The organism is Aliivibrio sp. S10_S31, assembly GCF_014694495.1.
In the GTDB taxonomy this organism is placed as follows: domain Bacteria; phylum Pseudomonadota; class Gammaproteobacteria; order Enterobacterales; family Vibrionaceae; genus Aliivibrio; species Aliivibrio fischeri.
On record NZ_JAAUWR010000012.1, the window covers coordinates 34,524 to 59,042 of the forward strand.

A 24,519-nucleotide genomic window follows, 5' to 3' on the forward strand; every position below is an offset into this window, starting at 1 on the left:
TTTCTATGGTTGTTTTGACCAAAAAGTAGTGGTTTTAATCATGACTTATTTTTGTTGTGTGGTCAATTTTAAATAAATTGTTGATTTTTATAGAGTAAAAAAGTGGCATGCATTGTGTAATAGCTATATTAAAAGCAAAATCGTTTATTTAGTGAGGATTCAATTATGGGTATTTTTTCACGTTTTGCAGATATCGTTAATTCTAATGTAACTTCTTTATTGGATAAGGCTGAAAATCCAGAAAAAATGATCCGTTTGATCATTCAAGAGATGGAAGATACGTTAGTTGAGGTACGCACAGCATCTGCAAAAGCGCTGGCAGATAAAAAAGAGCTAACTCGAAAAATTAGTTCTATTGAAGTACAAGTTGCAGATTGGCAAGATAAAGCCAGTTTAGCATTGCTTAAACAAAGAGAAGACCTTGCGCGTTCTGCATTAATTGAAAAACAAAAAGTTCAGGATATTCTTTCTAGCTTAAAAACCGAATTTATTTTGGTAGAAGAGAGTATTGAGAAGCTGAGCGCAGAATTAATTGAGTTAGAAACTAAACTGACAGAAACAAGAGCAAGACAACAAGCATTAGTCATTCGTCAACAAACTGCACAGCATAGGAATGACATAAAATCACATACACATTCAGGTAAGACAGAACGTGCTATGGCTAAGTTTGAGCAATATGAACGTCGAATTGATGAGTTAGATGCTAAAGCTGACAGTTACTCTGTTGGAAAAACAAATTCATTAGAACAAGAGTTTGCTGAACTGCAAGCGCAAGATGAAATTGATAAAGAAATTGAGCGTCTAAAAGAACAAATGAAGAAAGACGCATAGTCTTCTACCTAAGCAACAATTATCTGAATGGGTAGAGAGTTAATAATTATTTAGGAGAAAACAATGAGTAGCTTTTTTGCTTTCCCATTGGCTGTATTTTTTATTTTTGTTGCACCTTTATGGCTGTTTTTGCATTACCGAAATAAAGGTAAAGCAGGCCAAGGTTTGTCATACGAAGATGGCCAGTTACTGAAATCAATGACAGAGCGTGCAGATAAAATGCAAAAACGTATTGAAACGTTAGAGAAAATCCTAGATTCGGAGTCCCCAAGCTGGAGGGAGCGCTAATGTCACGAGAGCTATATAGAGATACTCGAAACGGAAAAATTGGAGGAGTATGCGCCGGTATTGCCCAATACTTTGGAGTAGAACCTTGGATTGTACGCATATTAGTGGTTTCCGCGGCGCTTTTTAGTGCGGGCTTTTTAGTTATGCTAGCGTATTTCGCTGGGATGCTATTTTTGGATAAAGCACCTGTCGAAATGTATTACCGAGCAGAAGAAAATCGTGAGCACACCGTAAAAAGTAAGCCATGGCAGGCAGGACAATCTGCATCAGAGGTAATTAAGCGTGTTGATCGTGATATGGCAAGAATGGAAGAGAAAATTCGCCGTATAGAAGGTTATGTAACCTCTTCTGAATATAAAGTACGTAAAGAGTTTCGTAACTTATAACCTTATTTATTACAAAGTAATACCTTGTTCATGGAGTGTTCAGATTAGGTTCTGTACACTCCACTTTGTATGAATGAATAAAGTGAGAACCATAAATGAGTAAATTAGCTAAAGAAATGAACAGATGGGTTAGTCGTAGTATGGATCGCCATGTGAAATTGGCTGTCACAGGACTTTCTCGTGCAGGTAAGACTGCATTTATCACCTCTTTAGTTAATCAATGCCTGCATGCTTCTACAAGTGACAAGCTACCCTTGTTATCTGCGAGTCGTGAAGGGCGAATGGTTGGAGCCAAACGAGTTCCGCAATCTAACTTATCTATTCCAAGCTTTACTTATGACGACGGAATGGATTCACTCTTATCTGATCCACCAACTTGGCCAGAACCAACAAGAGACGTTAGTGAGCTACGCTTAGCCATCAAATTTAAACCTAAATCTGGGGTGCTTAAGCATTTTCAGGACAGCGCAACTCTGTTTGTGGATATTGTTGATTATCCCGGTGAGTGGTTATTAGATCTGCCGTTGTTGGATATGGATTATTTAGCATGGTCAAAGCAACAGCAAGCTAATTTAACTGGGCATCGAAAAGTGCTTTCAGAGGCGTGGTTGCAAGAAGCGAAACGGTTAGATCCATTGGCACCTGTTGATGAAAAACAATTGGCACGTATTGCTGATGCATTTACTCATTATTTGCACACTTGTAAAGATGAAAAGGGGCTGCATTGGGTACAACCTGGTCGCTTTGTATTACCTGGAGAGCTTGCTGGCGCGCCAGTTTTGCAATTTTTTCCGTTTATGTTTTTACATAAATACACAGAAGAAGAGTTAGCAAAAGCAAAGAAAGGGTCAAATATTGCTGTGCTCAAGCAACGTTATAAGCATTACCAACAGAATGTGGTTAAAAAATTCTATAACGACCACTTTCGCCATTTTGATCGTCAGATTGTTTTAGTTGATTGTCTGCAGCCATTAAATGCAGGGGAAAATTCATTTAATGATATGCGACAAGCAATCGATCAATTAATGCACAGTTTTCAATATGGCAAGAGCTCATTACTTAAGCGTTTGTTTTCGCCAAAAATAGACAAGGTATTATTTGCCGCAACAAAAGCGGATCATGTTACTCCAGAACAACACCCTAATATGGTGTCGTTGCTTCAACAAATGATTTATCAAACATGGCAAGAAACCGCTTATGAAGGAATTAAGATGGAGTGCATGAGTATTGCTTCTATTCAGGCAACGACTGCGGGAATGATTGATGAAGATGGTGAGATCTTTGCGGCAATTTCTGGAATAAATACAGCTCAACAACCAATGATGATGTTTCCTGGAGAAGTACCAAAGCGTATACCAAGTAAAGCGTACTGGGAAACAGAACCATTTAATTTTATGAGTTTTCAGCCATTAAAAAATGAGAATGATAGACCGTTACAGCATATTCGAATGGATAAAGCGATACAGTTCTTATTGGGAGATAAATTGATATGAGTGAGTTAAAAAAACAGCGTGTTTTTCAATCGCAGGAACTAAAACAACAAGATGTAATTGAAGCGCTGAACACTCAAAAATTGTTTAATGATAATGTGACATTTATTCCTCAAAAGACAGAGGATGAAGAGGAGTTAGACAGCTCTGATATAGAAATGCCATTAATAAAAAAGGGAACACATTGGAGCATTAAGACTCTGGTTATTGGTTTTTTAGGTTTAACGCTTTGGCAGAGTATTGATCATGTCATTACTGCAATTCAATCGGCAGATTTTCTTTCATTAGGATGGGCTGGGTTAATCAGTTTTGCAGCATTACTGGGTGTGACAGCTATTGGTCGAGAGTTATTGACACTTCGTAAGTTAAAAGATCGTGCAGAGCTTCAAGAGCAAGTTACTGAACTGATTGATGGTAATGGTATAGGGCAAGCAAAGGTTTTTTGTGAAGGTTTGGCTAGAAAAAACTTAAAACTTAACCCTATTGAATATACTCGCTGGCAAAATATTATTGAACCACATCACAGCAATGCTGAAGTATTTGAAATGTACGACAGTATGGTTATCTCTGTTCAAGATAAACGAGCAAAAGCGTTAATAAGTAAGCATGCTGGTGAATCTGCTCTAATGGTTGCATTAAGCCCTTTAGCTGTGGTCGATATGTTATTAGTTGCATGGCGTAATATTCGATTAATAGAGCAAGTATCCGAAGTTTACGGGGTTGAATTAGGCTATTGGGGCCGCTTGCGTCTGTTTAAAATGGTTCTACAAAATATGGCTTTTGCTGGAGCAACAGAAATAGCAACGGATGTTGGTGTTGATATGCTTTCTACTGGTTTAGCTGGAAAATTATCAACTCGTGCAGCTCAAGGTTTAGGTATTGGTTTAATTACGGCTCGTTTTGGTTTGAAAACCATGAACTTAATGCGTCCATTGCCTTGGATGAATGATGAAGTACCTAAATTATCAGATATGCGTAAAACGATTGTTGCTCAACTGGTATCAAAGTTAGGTGCACAAAATTCAAACTAGTTAACATCTTCATAAAAATCATACTATTTATAAATAAATTAATGATAGTATGAGCTCATTAGTCGGGGAGCCAATAGGCTGAGATCGCAATAGCGAACCCGTTGAACCTGATTCAGTTAGTACTGACGTAGGGAACTAATGGTCCTTTTGACACGATCTTTTTAGATCCGTTTCTTTTGATGAGAGCTTACGCTTATACGTAGGAGTGATCTCATTTGACTGTTTTTCCTAAACGTCAGTTAGGGAAATTAATATGTCTACATCCACAGAAATAACGTCTTCTAAATCATCTATTGAAAATGAATTAGCAGCAACTCCTATTGTATTAACCATTGCAGGTTCTGATAGTGGTGGTGGGGCTGGTATTCAAGCCGATATTAAAGCTATTTCAGCTACAGGGGGTTATGCATGCTCTGTGATTACGGCATTAACCGCCCAAAATACTCAAGGGGTAACAGGAATTTATCCAATTAGTGGTGAATTTGTTGAACAACAACTTGATGCCGTTTTTTCTGATTTGAATGTAATAGGTGTTAAGGTTGGAATGTTGAGTGACTCAGATATTATTCATTCTGTAGCTAAAAAAATTAAACAATATGCACCTCAATATCTAGTGGTTGACCCTGTTATGGTAGCAACTAGTGGAGATTTACTCCTTCAAGCATCTGCAATTGATAGCCTTAAATCTGAACTTCTTCCCCTTGCTGACGTGATCACTCCAAACTTGCCTGAAGCAGCAGCATTAGTGGGAGGTAAAGTTCCTAAAAATGAAGATGAAATGATCGCAATGATCAGTGAACTTCGTCAATTGGGAGCAAAATCAGTTTTATTAAAAGGTGGGCATTTAGAAGAAGATACAAACAGTACAGATTTACTCATTCTTTCTGACAAGGTAGAGCGTTTATCGAACCTACGCATTAACACTCGTAATACTCATGGAACTGGTTGTACTTTATCATCGGCAATAGCATCTTACCTAGCTCAAGGGTATAAATTGCAAGATGCAGTAAGCTTAGGGAAAGAATATATTACTCAAGCGATTATTTATGCTGATAAGTTAAATATAGGTAAGGGGCATGGACCTGTGAATCATTTTTATTCTAGATAGTTATCTTTTTCTGTTTCTTTTTCATTTTATACATCGCTTTGTCTGCTGATATTAAAGCCGCTTCAACGTCATTTAGGTTAGTGGTTTTAATTCCATATGCAAAGCTCATCTGCTCATTTTCGAGTTGCTTATTCACGTGTTCTACAAATTTATTTGCTCTTCCTTTATGGGTAATAGCTATGAATTCATCTCCTCCGACACGTAAAGCCATTTCCTTTGGATGACAGGCATATCTTAAAGCATGAGCAAATCTAATTAGCATAAGATCGCCAATAGAGTGACCTTTTAAGTCATTAACAAGCTTTAGACCATTTAAATCAAAATAGATTAAATCGAACTCGTCGAATGGAATTTCGGATAATTTCTTACGGTTATATAACTGAGTTAAATCATCTTTTTTATTTGCCTTGATAAGGCCGGACATCATGTGTGTAACACCAATAGCGATAAATACAAAAGCGACAAATAGAGAGCCGTCGTCAAGTATTGTGTCGATAACTTCAAATCTATCGGCATATTCTTCAATTTGGGGAACTTCAGTTAAGAGATCGTAGGCTTTATTGAATAGCAATAACCAAGAACCGATAAGTAAAAATCGATGAGGTTTAAAAACAGAATAAGCGGTTTGGTATATATAAATTAAGAGAATGAGGGTGCTGCCTTCAAACCCGAGATCGGCTAATGACTCAAACCCAAGCTCTTGATAGAAGGTAATACATAAAGATAGACCAAAAAGTAGTATAAAAGCGGTGATTAGGGGACTTTTTCTGTCTAACATGAAATGAACCATTCAATAATGTATTGATATACATACCATACTTCGTTTTCATTAAAAAATAAATGCTCACAAAGGATAAGTTTAGGTAAATTGGGGATAATAGAAACAAAGTTGAAGTTATTTGCGTAATTTAGCAATAAAAATGCGATAAGTGACGTTTGTTATCAACAAATATTATTTTGTGAAGTTAGAAAGCTATGTTTAAGGCAATTACTCTTTTCTTGTAGAAAAGTAAGGTAAATGTAAATGGCATGATGTGATGACATTTCTTTGGTGAATTATTGGCATGAAAATTGATAATAAAATGAAATAATAATTATGTGTCTACTGCAACTTATAATAAAGATGTAGATGGAACTACCTGAGAGAAAAGTTATGAATTTATCAATCAAATCAAGATTGTATTTGCTTGCAATATTACCAATAGTTTTAACCTCCTTGTTAATCATGTTAATGACATACAAGGAAACCAATGCGCTTAACCAAGCTCAAATGGATATGACGCGCGCACAAATGATGGAAATGAAGCGCGTAGAACTGAAATCGTATTTAGATATCGTTTCATCTGAATTAGAACATCTTGAAAAACAAGGAAAATCAATAGATGAAGTGCTTGAAACACTAAAACCGATTCAATTTGCTGATACAGGTTATTTATTTGGTTTCCAATCCAATGGTGTACGAATTTTACAAGGTAATACCAATGATATTGGTAACAATATGTGGAATGCGAAAGACAAAAGAGGCAACTATTTAATCCAAGATATCATTACAGCCGCTAAAAATAAGTCTGGATATTCAACATATTACTATCCTAAATTAAACGAAACTGTTGCTTTACCTAAACTGGCTTACAGTGTTTATTTTCCAGCATGGGATTTGATTGTAGGTACTGGTTTTTATACTGATGATGTTGATGCAGTTATTGCGGATATGAAAGCGCTTAGTGATGAGCAGCTTGCACAAAGTATGAAAGCGATTGTGTTGTTCACATTAGTTATTGTGGCTGTTGTTGCAATGATCGGCTTCTATATCAATAGAAGTATTATGGCTCCAATTCAAAAATTTGATGAATCGATTCGTTCATTTGCTTCGGGTGATGCAGATTTAACGGCAAGAATGCCTGAGTTTACCGTTCCTGAGTTTAATCAATTGAGTCATAATTTTAACTTATTCGTTAATTCTCTACATCAAATCATTAGTAATGTATCACTAGTGAGTCAAGATGTTGTCGCTGAAACCACTCGAATGTCAGAGCGTTCAGCGCAAGTTAATGCTGTTGTGACAAATCAGCGTTCTGAAACTGAGCAAATTGCAACAGCGATGACAGAGTTAACGACGTCTTCTCATGAGATCTCTGCTAATGCTGAGCAAGCCGCTAGTTCAGCTCAAGATGCTGATAATAATGCACAAGTTGCAATGCAAACGGTAAATGAAGCATCAGAATCAGTGAAGACGCTAGCTGCAGAATTAGATGAAGCAAGTGATGTTATTTCAAAACTAGAAGGTGATGTACAAAATATCGCAAGTACGTTATCCGTTATTCAAGATATTGCTGAACAAACTAACTTGCTGGCTCTTAATGCGGCCATTGAAGCGGCAAGGGCGGGTGAGCAAGGGCGTGGTTTTGCCGTTGTTGCTGACGAAGTACGTAAGCTAGCAAGTCGCACTCAAGAGAGTACAGCACAAATTCACCAACGAATTGAAGCGCTTAAGTCAGGTTCTGATTCGGCAGTACAAGTGATGGCGGCAAGTAAAAATTTCAGTACATTGACGGTAACTAAAGCGGTTGCTGCATCTGAATCGTTAAGCCAAATTTTAGTGTCTGTTAATACGATCATGGAAATGAACTCATTAATAGCGACAGCGACCCAAGAGCAGAGTTTGGTTGGGCAAGAGATCTCAGAGCGTATTGTGTCGGTATCTGATCAGAGTTTAGAATCCGCAGATTTAGCGAGTCAAAACCGCTCTGGTGGTATTGTGTTAAACCAAAAAGCCAACGAACTGTCAGAATTAGTTGAGCGTTTTACACTTTAATCGATACGTAAATTAATACATAAAAGCACAAGATTGATGAGATCTTGTGCTTTTTTATTACCATAATTTAAATGTATCCCAATTACTTAACGCTTCAATACTTGAATCAATTGGAGGTGCTAAAAAAGCTAAAATCACCGTAGCAATTACGAATATTGCAGATAGCGATAAGTTTGAAAAATCAGTCAGTTTTAATGCTGAACCAAATGAGCGTTTAATACGAACATTGGCCAAATCAACACTGTATATTTCGTCTAATAGAAGATGAATGACACCACCACAGAATACAAAGATGCCGGATAACCAAGCAAATAGATCCGCATTTTTAAATTTGTCATTGATAATAAAAGCGGTTGTGTTTGTGGTTAGTAAGCCGCAAAAGAGCAAAAATAACAATGAATGACATATGCCTCTATGAATCGTTTGCCACTCGAATACGTTTCGGATCCCATATTTTATAATTAGGTGTATTACAACAGGTAAACCAATTAAAAGCATAAATTGCCTTTCATTAATGGCATCACTCGTAAAGTAGCGAATACTGAGTAAAACAATACACACAGTAAAAAGGTTAAAAATAATATCGAGAGAGGTCGAATTGTCTGAGTCAATGTCAGGCAGCAGGCCACCAATGGTACCTAAAAACCAAAGCCATAAAGCCGTATCAAGATCGATATGGTTAGCAGAAAGCAGTGCTGCAGAGGCGGCACCTGATGTTAATGCGGCGACATTTAAATGTGTGCTGAAATTTGCCATAGGTTTTCTAAGAATTCTTTTGTAATATGAAGGCTGATTAATTGAGATAAGAAATTATGTTTAAAATATTTGCATTACTGTTCATCGTGTTAGGTATCTATATTGGAATGAATTACGGCGATGAAGTTCAAAGTGTTATGGATTCAGATGCCTTTGAGCAAGTACAAGATACCTTGGTTGATGGAAAAGATCTTGTGATTGAAAAAATTGAAGATGCTGTTCAGTAATAATTAGCATGTTCGATGGATAAAATAAAAATCCCCCTTGATAGCAATATCGTGGGGGATTTTTGATTCTATACAAACGAATCATGAAAACAAGAGATTAACTGTTTTTATATACAGTTATTTTCTGTTTTGGTTAAATTCATGGCTAACGATGCGTGAATTAACTTATTTAAGCGGTAAAATTGTGATTTCTACACGGCGGTTACAAGCACGGCCTTGTTTTGTAGAGTTATCACAAACTGGGTAACGAGCACCGTAACCACGAGCATTAACTCGACCAGCAGCAACGTCTTGCTTAATTAGGTAGGTACGCACTGAATCAGCACGTTGCTCTGATAGTGTTTGGTTTTTAGTTGCATTACCAGAACTGTCAGTATGACCATCAATTTGAAGAGCTGTATCTGGGTATTCAACAAGGATACGTGCAACACCGTTTAATGTGTTGTAGATACTAGCATCTAATTGGTATGAGCTAGATTGGAAGCCAATACCGTTGTCCATTACTAGTTTAAGTTCGTTTTTTCCTACACGTTCAACTTGAACACCAGAGCTCTTAAGCTCATTACGTAGTGCTTTTTCTTGTTGGTCGAAGTAGTAACCAACACCACCACCCACAGCACCACCAGCAGCAGCACCAATTAATGCGTTTTTACGACGCTCTTTTGCGTTATCACCTGTTGCAAGACCAATTGCAACACCTGCAAGTGCACCAGCAAGAACGCCTTTAGTTGCTGAGTTTGTTTCAGACTCACCAGTTGTTGCGTTTTGGCGTTGAGTTGCCTGACAGCCAGTTAATGAAATAAGTAATGCAAGCGCAATTGTGATTTTTTTCATGTTTTTCTCTAGTTATGTACATCTGTGGCGCGCAGTTTACTCCTAGATGATCAAAAATCAATGCTTTATATGAAAGGTTATTGACAAAAATACTGATAATAACGTGATAAGTGTCACCCTTGTGTTTAGGGAAATAGTGAACTTATTTTTCTAGATTTGCTAATAGCTTTTCACAGGTCGCTTTTAACTGTTGCAATTCTTCAAGCTGTAATTGGCTTTTACAAAAAATACCATTAGGTACAGATAGGGCTTTATCTTTTAGTTCAATTCCTTGTTTTGTAAGGAAAACCAAACGGATACGTTCGTCTTCTTTGCTGCGTTCTCTTGTTACTATCCCTTTTGATTCTAATCGCTTAAGTAAAGGGGTTAGGGTGCCAGAGTCAAGGTGTAGATCATGTCCAAGATCTTTTACATTAATGCCATTTTTTTCCCAGATAACCATCATTGCGAGATATTGAGGATAGGTAAGATCCAATGTACTGAGCAATGGACGATATGCTCTGATCATGGCATTAGAGGCGCTGTATAAAGAGAAACATACTTGATTCTTAAGTAATAATTGAGGGGAATCAATATTATTTTTTTCTTGAGTTTTGTTTCGTTTTTCCATTGATGCCTCTTTGAATAAAAATAGATTGTGCACAATATACTTGTATTTCATTTAAGAATCGACATATACTGAATGAAATTAAATTGCGCACAATCTAATTGTTGGCAATTTTTATAGATTAAATAGAATTTAGAATAAAGGGGCACCATCATGACAACATTGTATACAACAAAAGCAACGGCTTTGGCTGGACGTAATGGTCAAGTAAAAACAAATGATAATATGCTTGAGCTTGCATTAAGTTATCCAAAAGAAATGGGTGGTACAGGGGAAGCAACGAACCCTGAGCAGTTATTTGCTGCAGGTTATTCAGCGTGTTTTTCAAATGCAATTCTTCATGTGGCTCGTGAAATGAAAATTAAATTAACTCAAGCTCCTGTGACTGCTGAAGTAGGTATAGGCCCAAATAGTGCGGGTGGTTTTGCTTTAACGGTTGCGCTTGCTGTTGTGCTTGATTTAGAAGACCAACAAGCACAGCAATTAGTAAAAACAGCGCATCAAGTTTGTCCATATTCGAATGCGGTTAAAGGGAATATTGATGTAAAACTCTCTGTAAATGGCGTCGCACTTTAACTCGTAAGGAATGATTAAATGAACACGTTATTATTGACGGCAGGGCGTGTACTTCTTGCTTTGTACTTTTTAATCCCAGGTATCATGAAGTTTGTATCTTGGGATATGCACATTCAATTGATGGAAAAGCATGAGATGCCGTTTGTGCCTGTTCTGCTAGGGCTCGCTGGTGTTTTCCAGATTGGTGCTGCGATTTTATTGATTGCAAATCGCTTTACGTGGATCGTCGCTTTGTTATTAGCTGGTTTAGTACTTGTGATTAATGTGTCTTTACATGATTTTTGGAATTATTCAGGAATGGAAGGGGCGCATGAAATGCAAAACTTCATTAAAAACTTAGGTATTTTTGCTGGTCTGCTCGTACTTTCAGGTCACTCTATGCCTGAGTGTTGCAAGATAAAAAAGAAGTCATAATAAAACGTGAATAGCGCAATGAAGAAAGGGATATGAAATTAAGCATATCCCTTTTTTATTAATTAGTTAATGTGATCTACTTACTTTTCAGCAGTAAAGAAATCATTATAAAGCATGTAGAGGTGAGCAGAGCTCCAAGAGAAATTTGGAGCACCTTGTTGATCACCCGTTAGTGGGTTGTAGTTTTCACGAATAGGACCGTCACCAACTAAGCCATCAGCATGGTCAAAGAAAGCACTCGCCATTTGTACCGCATCATCACGATAACCGTAACTTTCCATTCCTTTTAATCCGAAATAGAATTGATCAACCCAAACACGACCACGCCAGTAGATATCAGGACCAAAAGCAGGACTTGTTAATGCTGCCGTTCCTAAAGGTACATACGTATTAAATTCTTTAGGGTCTTTCATTACTTTAACAACGGCATCGGCATGAGATTGAGTTGCCGCTTTGTTGAAGAGAGGAGACCAACCTTCAGGACCTTTTCCTCGTTCAACAATAGGTTTACCAGCACAGTCATTGGCTAATGGTTTGTCTTCGATACGAATATCGTAGAAGAATCCAGTACCTTCATCAAACATACAGGTATTAATGTAGTTGGCTAACTTATCTGCTTTTTCTCTAAAGTCTTTTGCCTCAGATGTTTTGCCTAATATATCGGCCATTTCAGCTAGGTATTGGTTATCACTATACATATAGCTTGCTTGGTCAACAGATTCTTGCAGTAATGAATATCCTAGTAGTGTGCCATTTTTATCTCGATTTTGAGCAAATTTAACTTCCCAATCAGAGCGTTTACCACCATTTTTAACATAAGCGTCCAGTTGCTCTTTATCGATAAACCCAAACGCTGCTGCATCATCACGACCTGATTCCCAAGAGGCCGCAGTTTGCGCCGGGATCTCAATATGATCATAGTTACCAGATTTAATGATCTCTTGGTATTTATCTAAACCAGCAAGTTCTTCCTTTTTATTACCACGTTCAACTGTAAATAGCATATCGCCATTGTCAGTATTGTGTGCTTTATCGCGTGAAGCGCCGTATTCAGGAACGCCGTTACCGTTATTATCACGGTTACGCAGCCACCAATCATGATAAGCAACCAGCTTAGGGTACATTTCTTCTAACCATGCTTTATCTTCAGTGGTTTTGTACACTTCCATTACTGCCCATGCAGCAAGACTTGGTTTGGTGTTTCTTTCATTCCAGTTACCACCGTCACCGCCTCGCTCTGGACTTGTGTTGTAGGCAACTAAGTCAGGTATAAAGCCTTTATCCCATGGGCGAACAGCGTCATCAGCTTGGATTTGATAAGCAAACATCGCTCGAATGTTGTCTTTAGCGACTTCAGGATTAAAGTGTGCCATTGTATAGGCCTGTTTCCATGTATCCCAAGGCCATGTTTGATTTCCAGAGAACCAACGAGCAGTAACCGATGGCGTTACTGAATCAAATTGCATAGCACCAGCTGCACCACGCCAGTTGGCATTTAAGGTTTCCATTGCCTTTACGGCTACACGCTCTTGGGCTGGTGTTGCGTCAGGATTTGTTAATCCTTTTTCTAGATAATTTTCCCAACGTTGCTCACTTGCCGTTAAGTATTGTTGTGGGTGGGCGAAAATATCCAATATCTTAATTTGTTCTTCTTGATTTTCTTCAGCAGTTAAGACGTGAGAATAAGTGGTGTAGATTGTGGTGGATTGTTCAATTTTTGCCGTAGAGTTAAAGCTTAACCCCTCAACTTTTGTTGTTGTAGGTATCGATTTGTGAATTTGATACTCTGATTCACCAGATGTTAGCAGTGACCAAGTCGCTCTCACTTTACCAAAAGTCACCTTCAAACCGTCATCTGTAGGTACAATGGTTCGATTATAATTTGGGTACTCTTCAGCAATTGTTTTTTCTGATTGGCTTTTTTCTTCTTTAGCGTGATTTCCTTCGATTAATTGACCGTCCCAAACCAGTTCAACAGGAGTGTTTGTGATAATTTTGGTTTCAACTAGCGAGGTACGGTTCGTTGCAAAGCGAAGTGTCATTTCAATAGTTACTTCATCGGACGTTAATATTTGAACTAAAGCTCCTGGAAGACTGTATGCCTCCATGCTGAATTCAACTTTTTTACCATCTTTATATACACTTAAGCGATCAAAATTATTCGCCATAAAGTTAATGTATTCTTCAGTTAGTAGCGCTGTACCTGGGAAACCTCCCATGCCATCGTCATTATCAGGTAGTAGGTGGCCGTGCCATGCTCCCATATCAAAGAAAGGGTTAAAGCGTTGATGATCATCAAAATCGTAATCACGCATGTAATCAGGGGAACCTGTACGGTCGATAACGTTTTTATATTGAGTCGCTTTTAAATCAGAAGTCTTGGTCGTTGATGTCGTTTGAGTACATCCAACAGCAAAAAGGGCAGTAGCAACAGCAAGTGCAGAAATTTTTAAATTCATAGTGGATTCTTATTCTCATTTAAGTAAAGTTTTACTAAATTTAACCTTTGCATGGTAGTCATAAATGAGGGGAGTTTCAGTGAAGCTTGTCTCACAAAATTAAACAAGCTTCATAAACGGTGTGACCTACTTACCAATAGTAATATTGCATGATGAATATTTCGTTGGATGAGTCAGTGGTGTCATTATTCATGAAAAACTTAGAATCAATGGCGGTAGCGAATTTACCATCAGCATATTCATACCAAACACCACCATTGATATATGAGGTAGTTTCATTTTCTGCTGTATCCATTTTTGTGTTTGCATAGTTGTATGCGGCAGATAAGTAAACGCCTTTTGCAACTTCATAATAGGCACTGGTCATAATGCCTGTTTCTGTTCCTTCACTGTATTCATTACCTTGGTCTGTATGATGCCAAACACGAGCAGCTAAGGTTTTATACTCAGCACCTAGTAAATACATCTCACCGGAACCGTCAGTAAATTCAGCACCACCAAGTAATGTTAAATCATCGGCAATATCATATTGGATATAACCATTCACAAAAGCATCATAGGTATATTTATTAGCGTATTCATCATATTTACCAAAATGAACTGGCGCATCATTTTCTGTAAAGTCAGACTCTGGTGCTGCTGAGATGCTATAGCGAAGTGCACCAACTTCGTTACGGATCTTGATCCCTACGTGTACGTCACGAGTATTTGGTAGGGTATAACCATTTTCTGGTGTTGCATCTCCCCACCATTGAATATCATCGAGTGAAGAGTCAATGCGTCCAGCAATAAATTCGGTCCCAGCATCGGTTCGATATCCGGCATAAAATCGATTTATACCTCCTTCAAAGCCACCCCAACCATGACCAGTAGCCCATGCATTACCATCGTCATCAGCTTGGACTGTCCAACCTTCACCATAAATGAGGCCAAACCAATTTCCTTCTTCAATGGCAAGACCTCCTTCAATATATGTTCCATCACTGTAACGGCCTTTATCGTTGCCATCAAAAAACGTTCTTCCCCCAATTCCCATTTCACCGTAAAAATCAGTTTCAATGGCGTGAACGTTTGCTGTTAAAAGTAGAGTTGAAAGTAGTGACAGCTTCGCAAAAGTAGGTTTCATATGTAAATATTCTCACTATAGTAGAATTCATTTTTATAGGTAAATATTGGGAACCAACGCTTCTGTAATTGTGTTTGTAGCGATGACCAATAAGAGAAAGAATATCGATGAGAAGGTTGAAATAGTAGGCTCTAAAGGGAAAAGTGTGAGTATGTTAAGACGATTTTTACTTATATTTACCTAAATTTTACTTGTAGAAAAATCACATGATTTGATTTTTAGAATCGCTACGATTACCGTTTTATCAATGAAAATTGAGCGTTAATATATCTTGCATAGATTAATCGAATAAAAAAGGCACTGAATATTATCAGTGCCTTTTGTCATATCTAGGGGAAACTAAATGCTAATTTGTTTCGTGTTACTTGGTTGATGTTGCTGTTTTGAGCTCTTGACTCTTTGCTTGTTTTTTCTCGAAGCGAGAGATCCACCAGTAAGCAAGTGCTGAGAAAATCATGGTCATAAAGACATTGATAAAGAAGGCTTTCATTAAATCTACACCTGTTGGGAAGGCTGAAGCCGTCATACTTACAACAAAGATAAGAATAAGAACAGATACAACACCCATACCGAAATGACGAGAACCCATGCGGAAATCACGAGGCGTGTCATCAAACTTTAGACGGAAAACAAAGTAGGCAATCATGATGAAAATAGGCGGTAACATTGCAGTACCTGCTGTTAAGTTAATTGCAGTATTCATCATCTCTTGTACTGATTCAGAGCCAAATCCGTTAACAACAAGCATGACAAATACAAAAGCAAATTGCCACCAAGCTGCGCGAACAGGAACACCATGCTCATTTAACTCAGTTGTTTTTTCACCATAGACACCTTTTGGAATTTCAGAAAAGTGGATTTTAACTGGTGCAGCGGTCCACATCATCATTGAGCCAAACATTGCGATGAATAGAACGATACCAACAAAACGACCGACTAGAGCTTCAGAAATATTGAAGTACTGAGCCATACCGGTAAATATTTCAACCATACCGCCAGCATACGTTAAGCTTTCACGTGGAATGAACACATTTACAAGTAAAGAACCAACAGCGTACATAGCACCAATTAAAATACCTGCTGCGATAATGACTTTAATAAAGGTTTTTTGACCACCTTTTACGTCTTTTAAATAAGCCGCTGCGGTTTCTGCACCACCGGCAGCTTGGAAGATCCAACACATAATACCAAGAGTTGCCCAATTAATGGTTGGTGTCATTGCTTCCATCGTAATTGGTTGAGCAGGGGTATGATCGCCACCAAGCGCCATTAATGCTCCGATAACATAGATACCAAACAGGGCAAATACACCATAAGCAACCATTTCTGATATTTTACCTAACCATGATGCGCCTTTGGTCGATATGTGTGTGGCTGCTGCAAATAACACAATAGAGATAATGGATGTCACCATTGGTGAAAAAGAGTATTCATAACCTAGCATTGCATATGAAGCATAAGCAATTACGTTTGGCAGTAGGGATACGAACCAAAATAGATTTACAAACCAGTATAAGAAAGAGCCTAGATAGGCCATCTTTGTTCCCAGAGGTTGTTTTAACCAGTCATACATGCCTGATTCAGAGTTTTTATTAGCAGATACAAATTCGGCAATGATAAAAACGAATGGAATAAAGTAGACAATAGTCGCTAGCAAAAAGATAGGGGCCGAGCTTAATCCCAATTCAATGTTGTTGTTTACAATGTTACGCACGTTAAATACGGCGGCCATTGTCATAGACAGCAAGGCAAACTTACCTATTGTGCCTCGTACAGATTCAGACATAGTTATTGCATTCCTATATGTTTGCGTTAATGTTATTTTTGTATGTAAGGTAACTTTTAGTAAAATTATAGTAATTAATTTTACTAAAAGTTACTGTGAGATGTGTCATTAAATAATGAAGAAAAAACAAACAAAGTGTGATGATGGTCTAGTCTAGTTGGATGAAGTTTATAAAAGTGTTGCTGTATTCAGTTAGTATTCGCCTTCAATAAACAGTTCATTGGTACAGCAATAGATGTTTAATTCATTATCTAAATCTATAAAACGCGACTTTACCTAATGTAATACTCATATAAATTAATAAATGTTTCAATAAGTATAATTATATGAAATTATTTATAGTGAGAGATTGATTATTTATAATCAATTAAATATAAATATTGACCTTTTTGAGATTGCAGCATATAAGGTAGCAAAATTTAATGTATCTAATATAAGGCCTAAATATTTAATTTTAATTGTCTTTAATAGAACGGAAACCTAAACCACTTTCATTCAATACAAACAACAGAAGGTTAAACTGATAGAGCTATTTTGAGTTTTTATTTATTAGTTTTATTGATATAGCAATTATTTTGTCATCATAGAATGATTCATTTTTGTGAATGAATTATATGTATTTGTAGTATGTAAATTTAAAATGATTAATGTTAAATTATTTGGTCTAGAGAAGTTCTTCTTATTCGTTGTTTTGTTTTTTGGTGTTTTAGCATCGATAATTTATTATCATATATATTCCATATCAATTTTGGAAAAAAGCATTCACATTAACTATCAAAAGGTTGTTGATGTAACAAAGCGCTTTCATGGGTATTATATAAATTCGGATACGATACCTTTAAAAAAAGGTGTTCATGATAATGATGGCGTAGGCGTTATTGTTAATAAGTTGGGAAACGTTAAGGTTTTATCTCCAGCTATAAATCAGCTTTATAAGAGCTTATCTGAAGTGATAGAGTCAAAATATATCTGGACTGTTGCTGTTATAGATAAATTGCATCATGAAAATACAGAAAACTCATATTTCAGGCCTTTAAGAGATGGTTATCTTAGATTTAATAATAAATCATTGCATGATTCTAATATATTAGAAAGCATAGTTAATTTAGAAAGCTTGAAAATTAGTTATAAATCTTTTCATCATGACGATGTTAGAATTACTGAGATATATAAAGAGCAATGGACTGGTGAAGAAATATACTCAGTTATTTATCCTATTTACTTAGATACAAAGCTAACGTCGGTTATTATTGTAGATATTAAAAGAGGGTGGAATTCTCTTTTAATTGAAAACTTTAACCAGAAACGCTGGACTCATTTTTATTATGGTAAAGGTGCTAATTGGGCAACGTTTACTCTTGCATTGCCATATACATCTGATAAATATTCACCAGGTGTCAGTATTGATATTTTTTCAATATTAGTTGTGAGCTTTTATATATCTTTTATTGTCTTCTTTGCCGCATTATGTGGTTATTATTTTTATGTAAAAGTAAGCATAATGAGAAGTTATGATCATATGACGGGTTTTTATCGCCGTGATTTTTATGAGCCAAAGTTAAAAGCATTAGAGTCAGCTTCATTTTTAATGATAGATATCGATCATTTTAAGCGAGTAAATGATACTTACGGACATGATTTTGGAGATATTGTTATTCAACAAGTTTCTTATCGTATAAAAAACTGCATTAGAGTCAATGATATTGCGATCCGGTGGGGAGGCGAAGAATTCATAGTTATTTTTCAAAAAATCGATCAAGACGATCTTATGAATAAAGCAGAAGTTATTCGAAAAGTGATAGAAAATAAATCGATTGATGGAATAAATATTACTATATCTATTGGCGGAGCTAAACAAAGAGATTTTGAATCAGTTAATGATGTAATAAAAAGAGCTGATGCAGCTCTCTATGATTCTAAGAATACAGGTCGTAATAGAGTTACATTAGATAAGAACAACTATGATTTCAATTAATGCGGATAAAAATAATATGTACATGAGATTTTTCTTATGCTCATTCATATTGTCAGGATATGTATTGTATCAATATAACAGATTAGAAATAGATTCGTTTAAAATGGAATTTCAAAGTAACATCAATAAACTTTATGATACGATCAGAAAGATAACACCATATTATTTGAATACCAATACGGTAGAGTTATATAAAGGGACGTATACTATTGATCAAGTTTCGGTAATGGTGAATGAAAATAGTAAGGTAAAGGAGTTATCTTTAGGAATAAATTTATTAGAAACAGAGATTAGAAAATATATTGGTGATGACTATTGGAGTATTGCAATCATACAAAAGTCGGACATAAATACAGATTCAAATACAGCACATTTTAAGCCTTTACGAGATATCCATGTTAATCTAAATTCAGATATGAAATATGATCACAATTGGATAGATAGAATATTGATTAATGAAAATATATCAAGCAATTATCATATTCTATCATTGTGCGACTTGAAATTAACAGAATCTTACGTTGAGAAAATCTCGGAACAAAAGGTTAGAAGTATATTTTACCCTATATATGTTAACAAAAATTTAACTGCAATGTTTCTGTTGGATATTAAAGATACTGTATTTAATAATTGGTTAACTCAATTTAATAAAGATAGATTTAGCTTTTTATACTATATCAATGATAAAAATCCATTTTTTACTTTAGATAACTCAATAGATATTCCTTGTTCTCCAGTAGGAAATATATTGGGATTATCAATTAATGTAAATAATATAATAATATGGAGTTTGTTATTTGCATCTGTTATTACTTGCGGGTTCATTTTTATTGAAAAAACATTAAGAAAATTTATTTTTTATTGCACACTCGATGACATGACGGGGCTTTATCGTCGTGACTTTTATGAAATGAAACTTAATCATATGTCAGGTAAATCTATTATTATTGTGGATATTGATAAATTTAAAGAAATCAATGACAAACACGGTCACTTTAAAGGAGATGAAGTCATAACTGAGGTATGTCGTCGTTTAAGACAATGCATTAGAGGTGATGATTTAGCTATTCGTTGGGGTGGTGAAGAGTTCGTTATTGTTTTAAGTAATGTTTCTTGTATTGATTTATTTAATCGTTCTGAAGCAATAAGAATATCGGTTTCAGAAAGCCCAATTGCTGGTATGAATGTGTCTGTATCTATAGGTGCAGCTATAGGGCAGAAATTATCTTTTAAACGAACGCTAAAAATGGCGGATACTGCATTATATCAATCAAAAAATGCAGGAAGAAACAAAGTAACGGTATTTGAAGGATAATATATATGAAATTTATTACTAATAAATATACTGTTTATTTGTTGATTCTTGTGGTTTTTGTACAATTTTTCGTCGTTACAGATTACGAAAAATTTGTTGATAATAACGTTAGAAGTGCAATTGAGAGTATTGAATATAAACTTGATTCAGCCAAAGAAACAGTCGGTGAGTTACAGAAGTTTAAAGAGAAAAATTGTGAAGAAATGATGTTACCTTTACAAAAGATTGTTGCCTTAAATCCAATGATAAATAGCATTTCATTTGTTCGTGACGGTGCTTACTACTGTAGCTCTATTGCTGGTAAGAAGGTGTCTTCTGCGGTATTACCTAAAAGAGAGATTCATATACATGAAAAGAATTACTTAACTGGAATGCCAAGTTTTTCTTATTATCATCAGTATAATGACGATCATGGGGTTCAATTTTACATGAAGGGGATCTCTGTTGATTTAGGCGATAGTCCGGTTGGTCATCTATCTTTATCTAATAAAGAATACGTGATATCAAAAAACAATGTATTTAGTGTGTATGTGCCAAATGAAAAGCAGACACATAAATCAGAAAAATACGATTTTGTAATTTTACTGGACTATAATGCTGAACTATCAATAAAAAATTATCTCATTAGTCATGTACTTACGATTGTTATCGTCTTACTGCTAATCATGCTTATTAAAGTATTATCATTTAAGCTTTCGTTATTAGATATTGAATTGATAAGGCTAAAAAAAGCAATTAAAAACAACAGGATAGTTCCTTTCATACAACCTATTGTTGATGCTAATGAAAATATCATTGGAGGGGAGGTATTAGCTCGATGGATTACTTCTTCAGGTGAGGTTATTCCGCCGTTGTCTTTTATTCCTAAAATAGAAAAGTTTGGTTTAATTAACGCAATGACGAAATCCTTATTAAATCAGCTTAAAGTGTATGTAAATGAGCATCAGGTTCATGGATTAAAAGTAAGCGTAAATTTTACTGAAAGCTGTCTTTATGATGAAGAAATGTACGAATTGTGTAAAGAGTTATCGGGACACTTTATATTGATTTTAGAATTTACAGAATCTATGGAATTTGCAGATAAAAATAAGATAATTTTGTACATGGAAAAGTTTAGAAAAATTGGCGTTCAATTTTCCCTTGATGATTATGGAACAGGATATTCATCATTGAAATATTTAAACTACTACCAGTTTGATGTTATCAAAATTGATAAATCATTTATTGATGATATAGAAACGAATCAGCACTCTATCAAAATTATCGAGAACATTATCTTATTAGCCAATAATTTAGATATTCAATTAGTTGCGGAAGGCGTTGAGAACCATCGACAAAAGAAAATTCTTAATGATTTGAACATTTCAGCACAGCAAGGGTTTTACTATTTCAAACCAATGCCTTTGGATAATTTTCATTCCATAATGCGTGATTAAAACAAAAGGGGGAATAAATTATGTTTATTCTCCCTTTTGTTTATTTTTGCATCAGGATTAGGTAGTAGTCTAGTTAACTTAAGAATTTTTCTATATCAACGTCATCACATTGTTCTGGTTTTAAATAGGTATCTGCGTACTTTTTATATAAACCAGAGGTTAAGAATAAATCAAATAGATCACTATCAATATGTTGATCTTTAACCATAAAGTGCATTATTTTGAGAGATTCCGTTAAGGTTTTGGCTTTTTTATATGGACGATCGTGACTGGTTAATGCCTCAAAAATATCAGCTATCGCCATCATTTTTGCTGTTAATGGCATTTGTTCAGACGTAAGACCCATAGGGTAGCCTGTACCATTCACTTTCTCATGATGACCGCCGGCTATCTTTGCAATGTCCTTCATCGTTTTTGGAAAGGGAAGGGTTTCTAACATTTGAATTGTTTGAATTATATGGTTGTTTATTACAAATCGCTCTTCGTTATTCAGTGTTCCTCGTTGAATTAACAAATTGTAGATTTCACCGAGATTATTTTCGTATTGAGTCGGTTGTAATGTGAATCGCTCATCATGCGGTAGGTTCATTTCTCTTGGAATTAAGTGAAATAGGTTATCTTGTAATAGATTTACAGTTAATGGTACTTGTTGGCCATCAGAGTTATTTAGACGTTCTTTTTCTTCCCAAGAAAGACCAAGACTGGAGTCTAGAGTTTGTGTCCATGTTCGTTGGCTAATCTCTTGTATTTGTGTCGCGTCTTGTTCAGATAAAAATTCATCTCCGACATTCATTTTTGCAATGAAAGTAAATTCGTCATCAAGTTTCTGCCATTCATTCTGTAATATTTCTTTATTCTTTTGTGGGAGTTCTTGTTTGAACGCTTGCTTCCATTGTTCTATTTCAACATCACGCTTTAATACTTCAAATCGAGTTCTTATTTCATGGATACGGTTATAGATAGTTTCTAGTTTTGTCGCTTTATCAACAACGTGTTCTGGTGTTGTAATTTTTCCGCAGTCATGTAGCCATGATGCAATTCGTAATTCTTCTTTTTGTATGTTGTTTAATGTGAAATGTGTAAATTTGGGTGATGAAGATTGATCTGCAACTTCTGCTAACCATTGTGTTAATACCGGCACTTTTTGACAGTGGTTACCTGTATAAGGTGATTTAGTATCGATCGCACTGGCCATGACTTGAATGAATGATTCAAGTAAGTCTTTTTGGTTTTGTAACATTTTCCGACCATGAAGAGCAATGGCAGTAAAATTTATTAATGATTCGAAGTAATCGAATTTATCATTACGTATGGCTTCACTATCCTTAATATCAAAAACTAATACCATAGCGCCAATAGTTTGCTTTCCTTTTGTGAATAATGGGAAAGTGAGTGACCATGTATCTTCGTCTTTTAGTCCCAGTTTTTCTTTTTCATTTATGTCGAGTTTTTGAATACTTAAACCTTCAAAAGGTTTCTTTTTAACTAGGATGTATTCCAGATTTTTAGCTATCTCTTTGTCGTCGAGAGAGTAACGTTTTAATTCGCTAATATCTTCATTTTTTGTGTTTGCACGCCATGCAAAATGAGGCTCTATGTGTGTTTCATCATCATTAATGAGATAAAGGTAGGCTCCTGCCGCTTGTGTCGCGTTAGCTGTATTTCGTCCAATGATTTGTATGAGATCATCAATCTCATGCTCTTCTAATATGGTATTGGTTAAGTTGAAGTAGTTCTCAATAGCGGATTTCATGCTAGTAACGGATTTATTTAGGTTATCTATTTCTAATATTTTCGTTGGTGATTGCTTGAGCTGAGAAAAATCGAATTTTGATATTAATTGAGCTTGTTCTGTTGCTTGTTTGATAGGTTTGGAAATACGCTGCGATACAAAATAAACACAAGGAATGGAAAGACACAGTACTAAAAAAGACCATAAGATAGCTTGATTGCGAATAACGGATGCACTTGATAAAAGTTCTGATGCTTTTACTGCCACTAATAAATTCAGCGTTCGTTCTTGATTTATAGGAACAGAAAAAATTTTTCCATACCAATCCTCATTGTTATGTTGATATCGTTGTATTTCTTGGTCTAAATGAAGTTGTTTTAATGCCGCAATTGCACTTTGATTGAATATGTCTTTTAACATAACGGCTTGGTTTTTTAGTTTAGTATTAGCACTGTAATTGCTGGCATAAACAATATTTTCTTCATCATAAAGTACTCTTACCGATGAGGTGTGATTTGAGGTGCTTTTTAGGACTTCATCCACCTTGCTCATAAGTAGGTCTGCACTAATAACAACATCATTATCTGCTTTTTGATGAATGGTTAAGCCAAATTGGTTAATAGCGCTGAAGTAACGAGGCTTAGATAAAATAGTTTGGTTTATTGTTGATTTTTTAAACCAATCTTCATTTCTAGGATCATTATTGGGGATCTCAAATACCTGAGAATCAATGAGCTTATTGGTTTTATCATAAAAGTATATGGTACTTGTCGTTTTTGTTTCTAAGAGTGTATTTATAAAGTAATAACGTGCAGCATGAGGGGCATTTAATTCCTTTTTTAAAGAGTGATTCTCAATAATACCGACCCCAAACCAGTCTCCATTAGGGTAAGTGATACGATAGGTTGATACATGGTTATTCAATTTTAAAAGCATTAATAATTCAGAAAAGTAAGCTTTACGCTCTTCTAACGTATTGGTTTTTATTATTTCTTTTTTGGATAACTCTCCAACGGCATTAAAGGCTGGCCGATACTCATCACGCATTGAAAAGCGAGTTTCATTGGCTATTCGGTCAAAAATAGTTGAGTTAGCTTCAAGTAGAATATCATTCATGCTCTTATTGGCTAACAGGATTTGTGCGGTACAGATGATGGCGATCATCAATATAAATAATGTTGATATATGAACGTGTAGTGGGAAGACGAGTTTAGCTCTTATTGTTTTTATTATACGTTTCATAATGCACCATTTATCATTTACCTATAACTAAACGTAGTTGATAAATAGAAAAAGATCCGAGAATATTATTCACGGATCTTTAGGT

General features: G+C 35.7%; 21 protein-coding genes and 1 riboswitch. Of the genes, 13 read left to right on the top strand and 8 right to left on the bottom strand.

Features of this window, described 5'->3' with window-relative positions; all coding sequences use genetic code 11:
- Window positions 1–165 precede the first annotated feature (165 nt).
- From pspA to thiD, 6 genes are all read left to right on the top strand, one after another.
- On the top strand, window positions 166–831 hold the full coding sequence (gene pspA / locus HC728_RS11740) for a phage shock protein PspA (protein ID WP_017020302.1): 666 nt from the start codon (window positions 166–168) through the stop codon (window positions 829–831).
- Between the two features lie 63 nt (window positions 832–894).
- The gene (gene pspB, locus HC728_RS11745) at window positions 895–1,119 is read left to right on the top strand and encodes an envelope stress response membrane protein PspB (RefSeq protein ID WP_005422281.1); all 225 of its coding nucleotides are present in this window, start codon (window positions 895–897) and stop codon (window positions 1,117–1,119) included.
- The gene (gene pspC, locus HC728_RS11750; RefSeq protein WP_017020301.1) at window positions 1,119–1,505 is read left to right on the top strand and encodes an envelope stress response membrane protein PspC; all 387 of its coding nucleotides are present in this window, start codon (window positions 1,119–1,121) and stop codon (window positions 1,503–1,505) included. Before pspB ends, pspC begins: the two co-directional genes overlap by 1 nt.
- Before the next feature lie 95 nt (window positions 1,506–1,600).
- Complete coding sequence (locus HC728_RS11755) at window positions 1,601–2,998, top strand: YcjX family protein (protein WP_065594871.1); 1,398 nt, start codon at window positions 1,601–1,603, stop codon at window positions 2,996–2,998.
- Window positions 2,995–4,026, top strand: a complete 1,032-nt coding sequence (locus tag HC728_RS11760) for a YcjF family protein (protein ID WP_065597396.1) — start codon at window positions 2,995–2,997, stop codon at window positions 4,024–4,026. Before HC728_RS11755 ends, HC728_RS11760 begins: the two co-directional genes overlap by 4 nt.
- 53 nt (window positions 4,027–4,079) lie before the next feature.
- Window positions 4,080–4,177, top strand: a riboswitch (TPP riboswitch).
- Between the two features lie 102 nt (window positions 4,178–4,279).
- Complete coding sequence (thiD, locus tag HC728_RS11765) at window positions 4,280–5,134, top strand: bifunctional hydroxymethylpyrimidine kinase/phosphomethylpyrimidine kinase (protein ID WP_065604781.1); 855 nt, start codon at window positions 4,280–4,282, stop codon at window positions 5,132–5,134.
- Here thiD and HC728_RS11770 read toward each other — a convergent pair.
- On the bottom strand, window positions 5,127–5,912 hold the full coding sequence (locus HC728_RS11770) for a diguanylate cyclase (protein WP_065622647.1): 786 nt from the start codon (window positions 5,910–5,912) through the stop codon (window positions 5,127–5,129). The two genes, thiD and HC728_RS11770, sit on opposite strands and share 8 nt — an antisense overlap.
- 375 nt (window positions 5,913–6,287) lie before the next feature.
- Here HC728_RS11770 and HC728_RS11775 point away from each other — a divergent pair, with 375 nt between their 5' ends.
- Window positions 6,288–7,949, top strand: a complete 1,662-nt coding sequence (locus tag HC728_RS11775; RefSeq protein ID WP_065640984.1) for a methyl-accepting chemotaxis protein — start codon at window positions 6,288–6,290, stop codon at window positions 7,947–7,949.
- A gap of 57 nt (window positions 7,950–8,006) precedes the next feature.
- On the opposite strand, the gene HC728_RS11780 is transcribed toward HC728_RS11775, so the two are convergent.
- Entirely contained in the window at window positions 8,007–8,705 is a 699-nt protein-coding gene (locus HC728_RS11780; RefSeq protein ID WP_011263211.1) for a metal-dependent hydrolase, read from the bottom strand.
- Window positions 8,706–8,761: 56 nt separating this feature from the next.
- On the opposite strand from HC728_RS11780, the gene HC728_RS11785 reads away from it, so the two are divergent.
- Entirely contained in the window at window positions 8,762–8,932 is a 171-nt protein-coding gene (locus HC728_RS11785; RefSeq protein WP_017020289.1) for a hypothetical protein, read from the top strand.
- A gap of 165 nt (window positions 8,933–9,097) precedes the next feature.
- Here HC728_RS11785 and HC728_RS11790 read toward each other — a convergent pair whose 3' ends face one another.
- Window positions 9,098–9,766, bottom strand: coding sequence for an OmpA family protein (locus HC728_RS11790; RefSeq protein WP_005422307.1), 669 nt, complete (start codon window positions 9,764–9,766; stop codon window positions 9,098–9,100).
- A 142-nt stretch (window positions 9,767–9,908) separates the two neighbouring features.
- Window positions 9,909–10,376: a MarR family winged helix-turn-helix transcriptional regulator gene (locus HC728_RS11795; RefSeq protein ID WP_065604778.1), complete on the bottom strand. Its 468-nt coding sequence runs from the start codon at window positions 10,374–10,376 to the stop codon at window positions 9,909–9,911.
- Window positions 10,377–10,526: 150 nt separating this feature from the next.
- Between HC728_RS11795 and HC728_RS11800 the strand changes: the two genes are divergently transcribed.
- Together HC728_RS11800 and HC728_RS11805 are read left to right on the top strand one after the other, a co-directional pair.
- The gene (locus tag HC728_RS11800) at window positions 10,527–10,949 is read left to right on the top strand and encodes an organic hydroperoxide resistance protein (RefSeq protein ID WP_065604777.1); all 423 of its coding nucleotides are present in this window, start codon (window positions 10,527–10,529) and stop codon (window positions 10,947–10,949) included.
- Between the two features lie 18 nt (window positions 10,950–10,967).
- Window positions 10,968–11,363: a DoxX family protein gene (locus tag HC728_RS11805; RefSeq protein ID WP_190395527.1), complete on the top strand. Its 396-nt coding sequence runs from the start codon at window positions 10,968–10,970 to the stop codon at window positions 11,361–11,363.
- An 80-nt stretch (window positions 11,364–11,443) separates the two neighbouring features.
- On the opposite strand, the gene ygjK is transcribed toward HC728_RS11805, so the two are convergent.
- The 3 genes from ygjK to HC728_RS11820 all read right to left on the bottom strand — a co-directional run bounded on the left by ygjK (window position 11,444) and on the right by HC728_RS11820 (window position 16,734).
- The gene (gene ygjK / locus HC728_RS11810; protein ID WP_190395528.1) at window positions 11,444–13,822 is read right to left on the bottom strand and encodes an alpha-glucosidase; all 2,379 of its coding nucleotides are present in this window, start codon (window positions 13,820–13,822) and stop codon (window positions 11,444–11,446) included.
- A gap of 130 nt (window positions 13,823–13,952) precedes the next feature.
- Entirely contained in the window at window positions 13,953–14,948 is a 996-nt protein-coding gene (gene ygjJ, locus HC728_RS11815) for a protein YgjJ (RefSeq protein ID WP_017020279.1), read from the bottom strand.
- Window positions 14,949–15,309: 361 nt separating this feature from the next.
- A complete protein-coding gene (locus HC728_RS11820; RefSeq protein WP_017020278.1) occupies window positions 15,310–16,734 on the bottom strand; it encodes an amino acid permease in 1,425 nt (474 codons plus the stop codon).
- A 601-nt stretch (window positions 16,735–17,335) separates the two neighbouring features.
- On the opposite strand from HC728_RS11820, the gene HC728_RS11825 reads away from it, so the two are divergent.
- The 3 genes from HC728_RS11825 to HC728_RS11835 are packed head-to-tail and all read left to right on the top strand — an operon-like array spanning window position 17,336 to window position 21,460.
- Window positions 17,336–18,709 carry a GGDEF domain-containing protein gene (locus HC728_RS11825; protein WP_017020277.1) on the top strand — a complete coding sequence of 458 codons (1,374 nt, stop codon included), beginning with the start codon at window positions 17,336–17,338 and terminating at the stop codon, window positions 18,707–18,709.
- On the top strand, window positions 18,696–20,024 hold the full coding sequence (locus HC728_RS11830) for a GGDEF domain-containing protein (protein ID WP_017020276.1): 1,329 nt from the start codon (window positions 18,696–18,698) through the stop codon (window positions 20,022–20,024). The genes HC728_RS11825 and HC728_RS11830 overlap by 14 nt, the downstream gene beginning before the upstream one ends.
- A 5-nt stretch (window positions 20,025–20,029) precedes the next feature.
- Entirely contained in the window at window positions 20,030–21,460 is a 1,431-nt protein-coding gene (locus HC728_RS11835) for an EAL domain-containing protein (protein WP_017020275.1), read from the top strand.
- A gap of 73 nt (window positions 21,461–21,533) precedes the next feature.
- Here HC728_RS11835 and HC728_RS11840 read toward each other — a convergent pair whose 3' ends face one another.
- Window positions 21,534–24,434: an HD domain-containing phosphohydrolase gene (locus HC728_RS11840; protein ID WP_238933811.1), complete on the bottom strand. Its 2,901-nt coding sequence runs from the start codon at window positions 24,432–24,434 to the stop codon at window positions 21,534–21,536.
- Between the last annotated feature and the right edge of the window lie 85 nt (window positions 24,435–24,519).

What these genes read in the sequence shown, in the direction of transcription:
- HC728_RS11760 (WP_065597396.1), top strand. Translation starts at nt 2,995, where the DNA reads ATGAGTGAGTTAAAAAAACAGCGTGTTTTTCAATCGCAGGAACTAAAA.
- HC728_RS11805 (WP_190395527.1), top strand. Translation starts at nt 10,968, where the DNA reads ATGAACACGTTATTATTGACGGCAGGGCGTGTACTTCTTGCTTTGTAC.
- HC728_RS11755 (WP_065594871.1), top strand. Translation starts at nt 1,601, where the DNA reads ATGAGTAAATTAGCTAAAGAAATGAACAGATGGGTTAGTCGTAGTATG.
- pspA (WP_017020302.1), top strand. Translation starts at nt 166, where the DNA reads ATGGGTATTTTTTCACGTTTTGCAGATATCGTTAATTCTAATGTAACT.
- HC728_RS11775 (WP_065640984.1), top strand. Translation starts at nt 6,288, where the DNA reads ATGAATTTATCAATCAAATCAAGATTGTATTTGCTTGCAATATTACCA.
- HC728_RS11820 (WP_017020278.1), bottom strand. Translation starts at nt 16,734, where the DNA reads ATGTCTGAATCTGTACGAGGCACAATAGGTAAGTTTGCCTTGCTGTCT.
- HC728_RS11830 (WP_017020276.1), top strand. Translation starts at nt 18,696, where the DNA reads ATGATTTCAATTAATGCGGATAAAAATAATATGTACATGAGATTTTTC.
- HC728_RS11835 (WP_017020275.1), top strand. Translation starts at nt 20,030, where the DNA reads ATGAAATTTATTACTAATAAATATACTGTTTATTTGTTGATTCTTGTG.
- HC728_RS11795 (WP_065604778.1), bottom strand. Translation starts at nt 10,376, where the DNA reads ATGGAAAAACGAAACAAAACTCAAGAAAAAAATAATATTGATTCCCCT.
- pspB (WP_005422281.1), top strand. Translation starts at nt 895, where the DNA reads ATGAGTAGCTTTTTTGCTTTCCCATTGGCTGTATTTTTTATTTTTGTT.
- HC728_RS11780 (WP_011263211.1), bottom strand. Translation starts at nt 8,705, where the DNA reads ATGGCAAATTTCAGCACACATTTAAATGTCGCCGCATTAACATCAGGT.
- ygjK (WP_190395528.1), bottom strand. Translation starts at nt 13,822, where the DNA reads ATGAATTTAAAAATTTCTGCACTTGCTGTTGCTACTGCCCTTTTTGCT.
- HC728_RS11800 (WP_065604777.1), top strand. Translation starts at nt 10,527, where the DNA reads ATGACAACATTGTATACAACAAAAGCAACGGCTTTGGCTGGACGTAAT.
- pspC (WP_017020301.1), top strand. Translation starts at nt 1,119, where the DNA reads ATGTCACGAGAGCTATATAGAGATACTCGAAACGGAAAAATTGGAGGA.
- ygjJ (WP_017020279.1), bottom strand. Translation starts at nt 14,948, where the DNA reads ATGAAACCTACTTTTGCGAAGCTGTCACTACTTTCAACTCTACTTTTA.
- HC728_RS11770 (WP_065622647.1), bottom strand. Translation starts at nt 5,912, where the DNA reads ATGTTAGACAGAAAAAGTCCCCTAATCACCGCTTTTATACTACTTTTT.
- HC728_RS11840 (WP_238933811.1), bottom strand. Translation starts at nt 24,434, where the DNA reads ATGAAACGTATAATAAAAACAATAAGAGCTAAACTCGTCTTCCCACTA.
- HC728_RS11785 (WP_017020289.1), top strand. Translation starts at nt 8,762, where the DNA reads ATGTTTAAAATATTTGCATTACTGTTCATCGTGTTAGGTATCTATATT.
- HC728_RS11790 (WP_005422307.1), bottom strand. Translation starts at nt 9,766, where the DNA reads ATGAAAAAAATCACAATTGCGCTTGCATTACTTATTTCATTAACTGGC.
- thiD (WP_065604781.1), top strand. Translation starts at nt 4,280, where the DNA reads ATGTCTACATCCACAGAAATAACGTCTTCTAAATCATCTATTGAAAAT.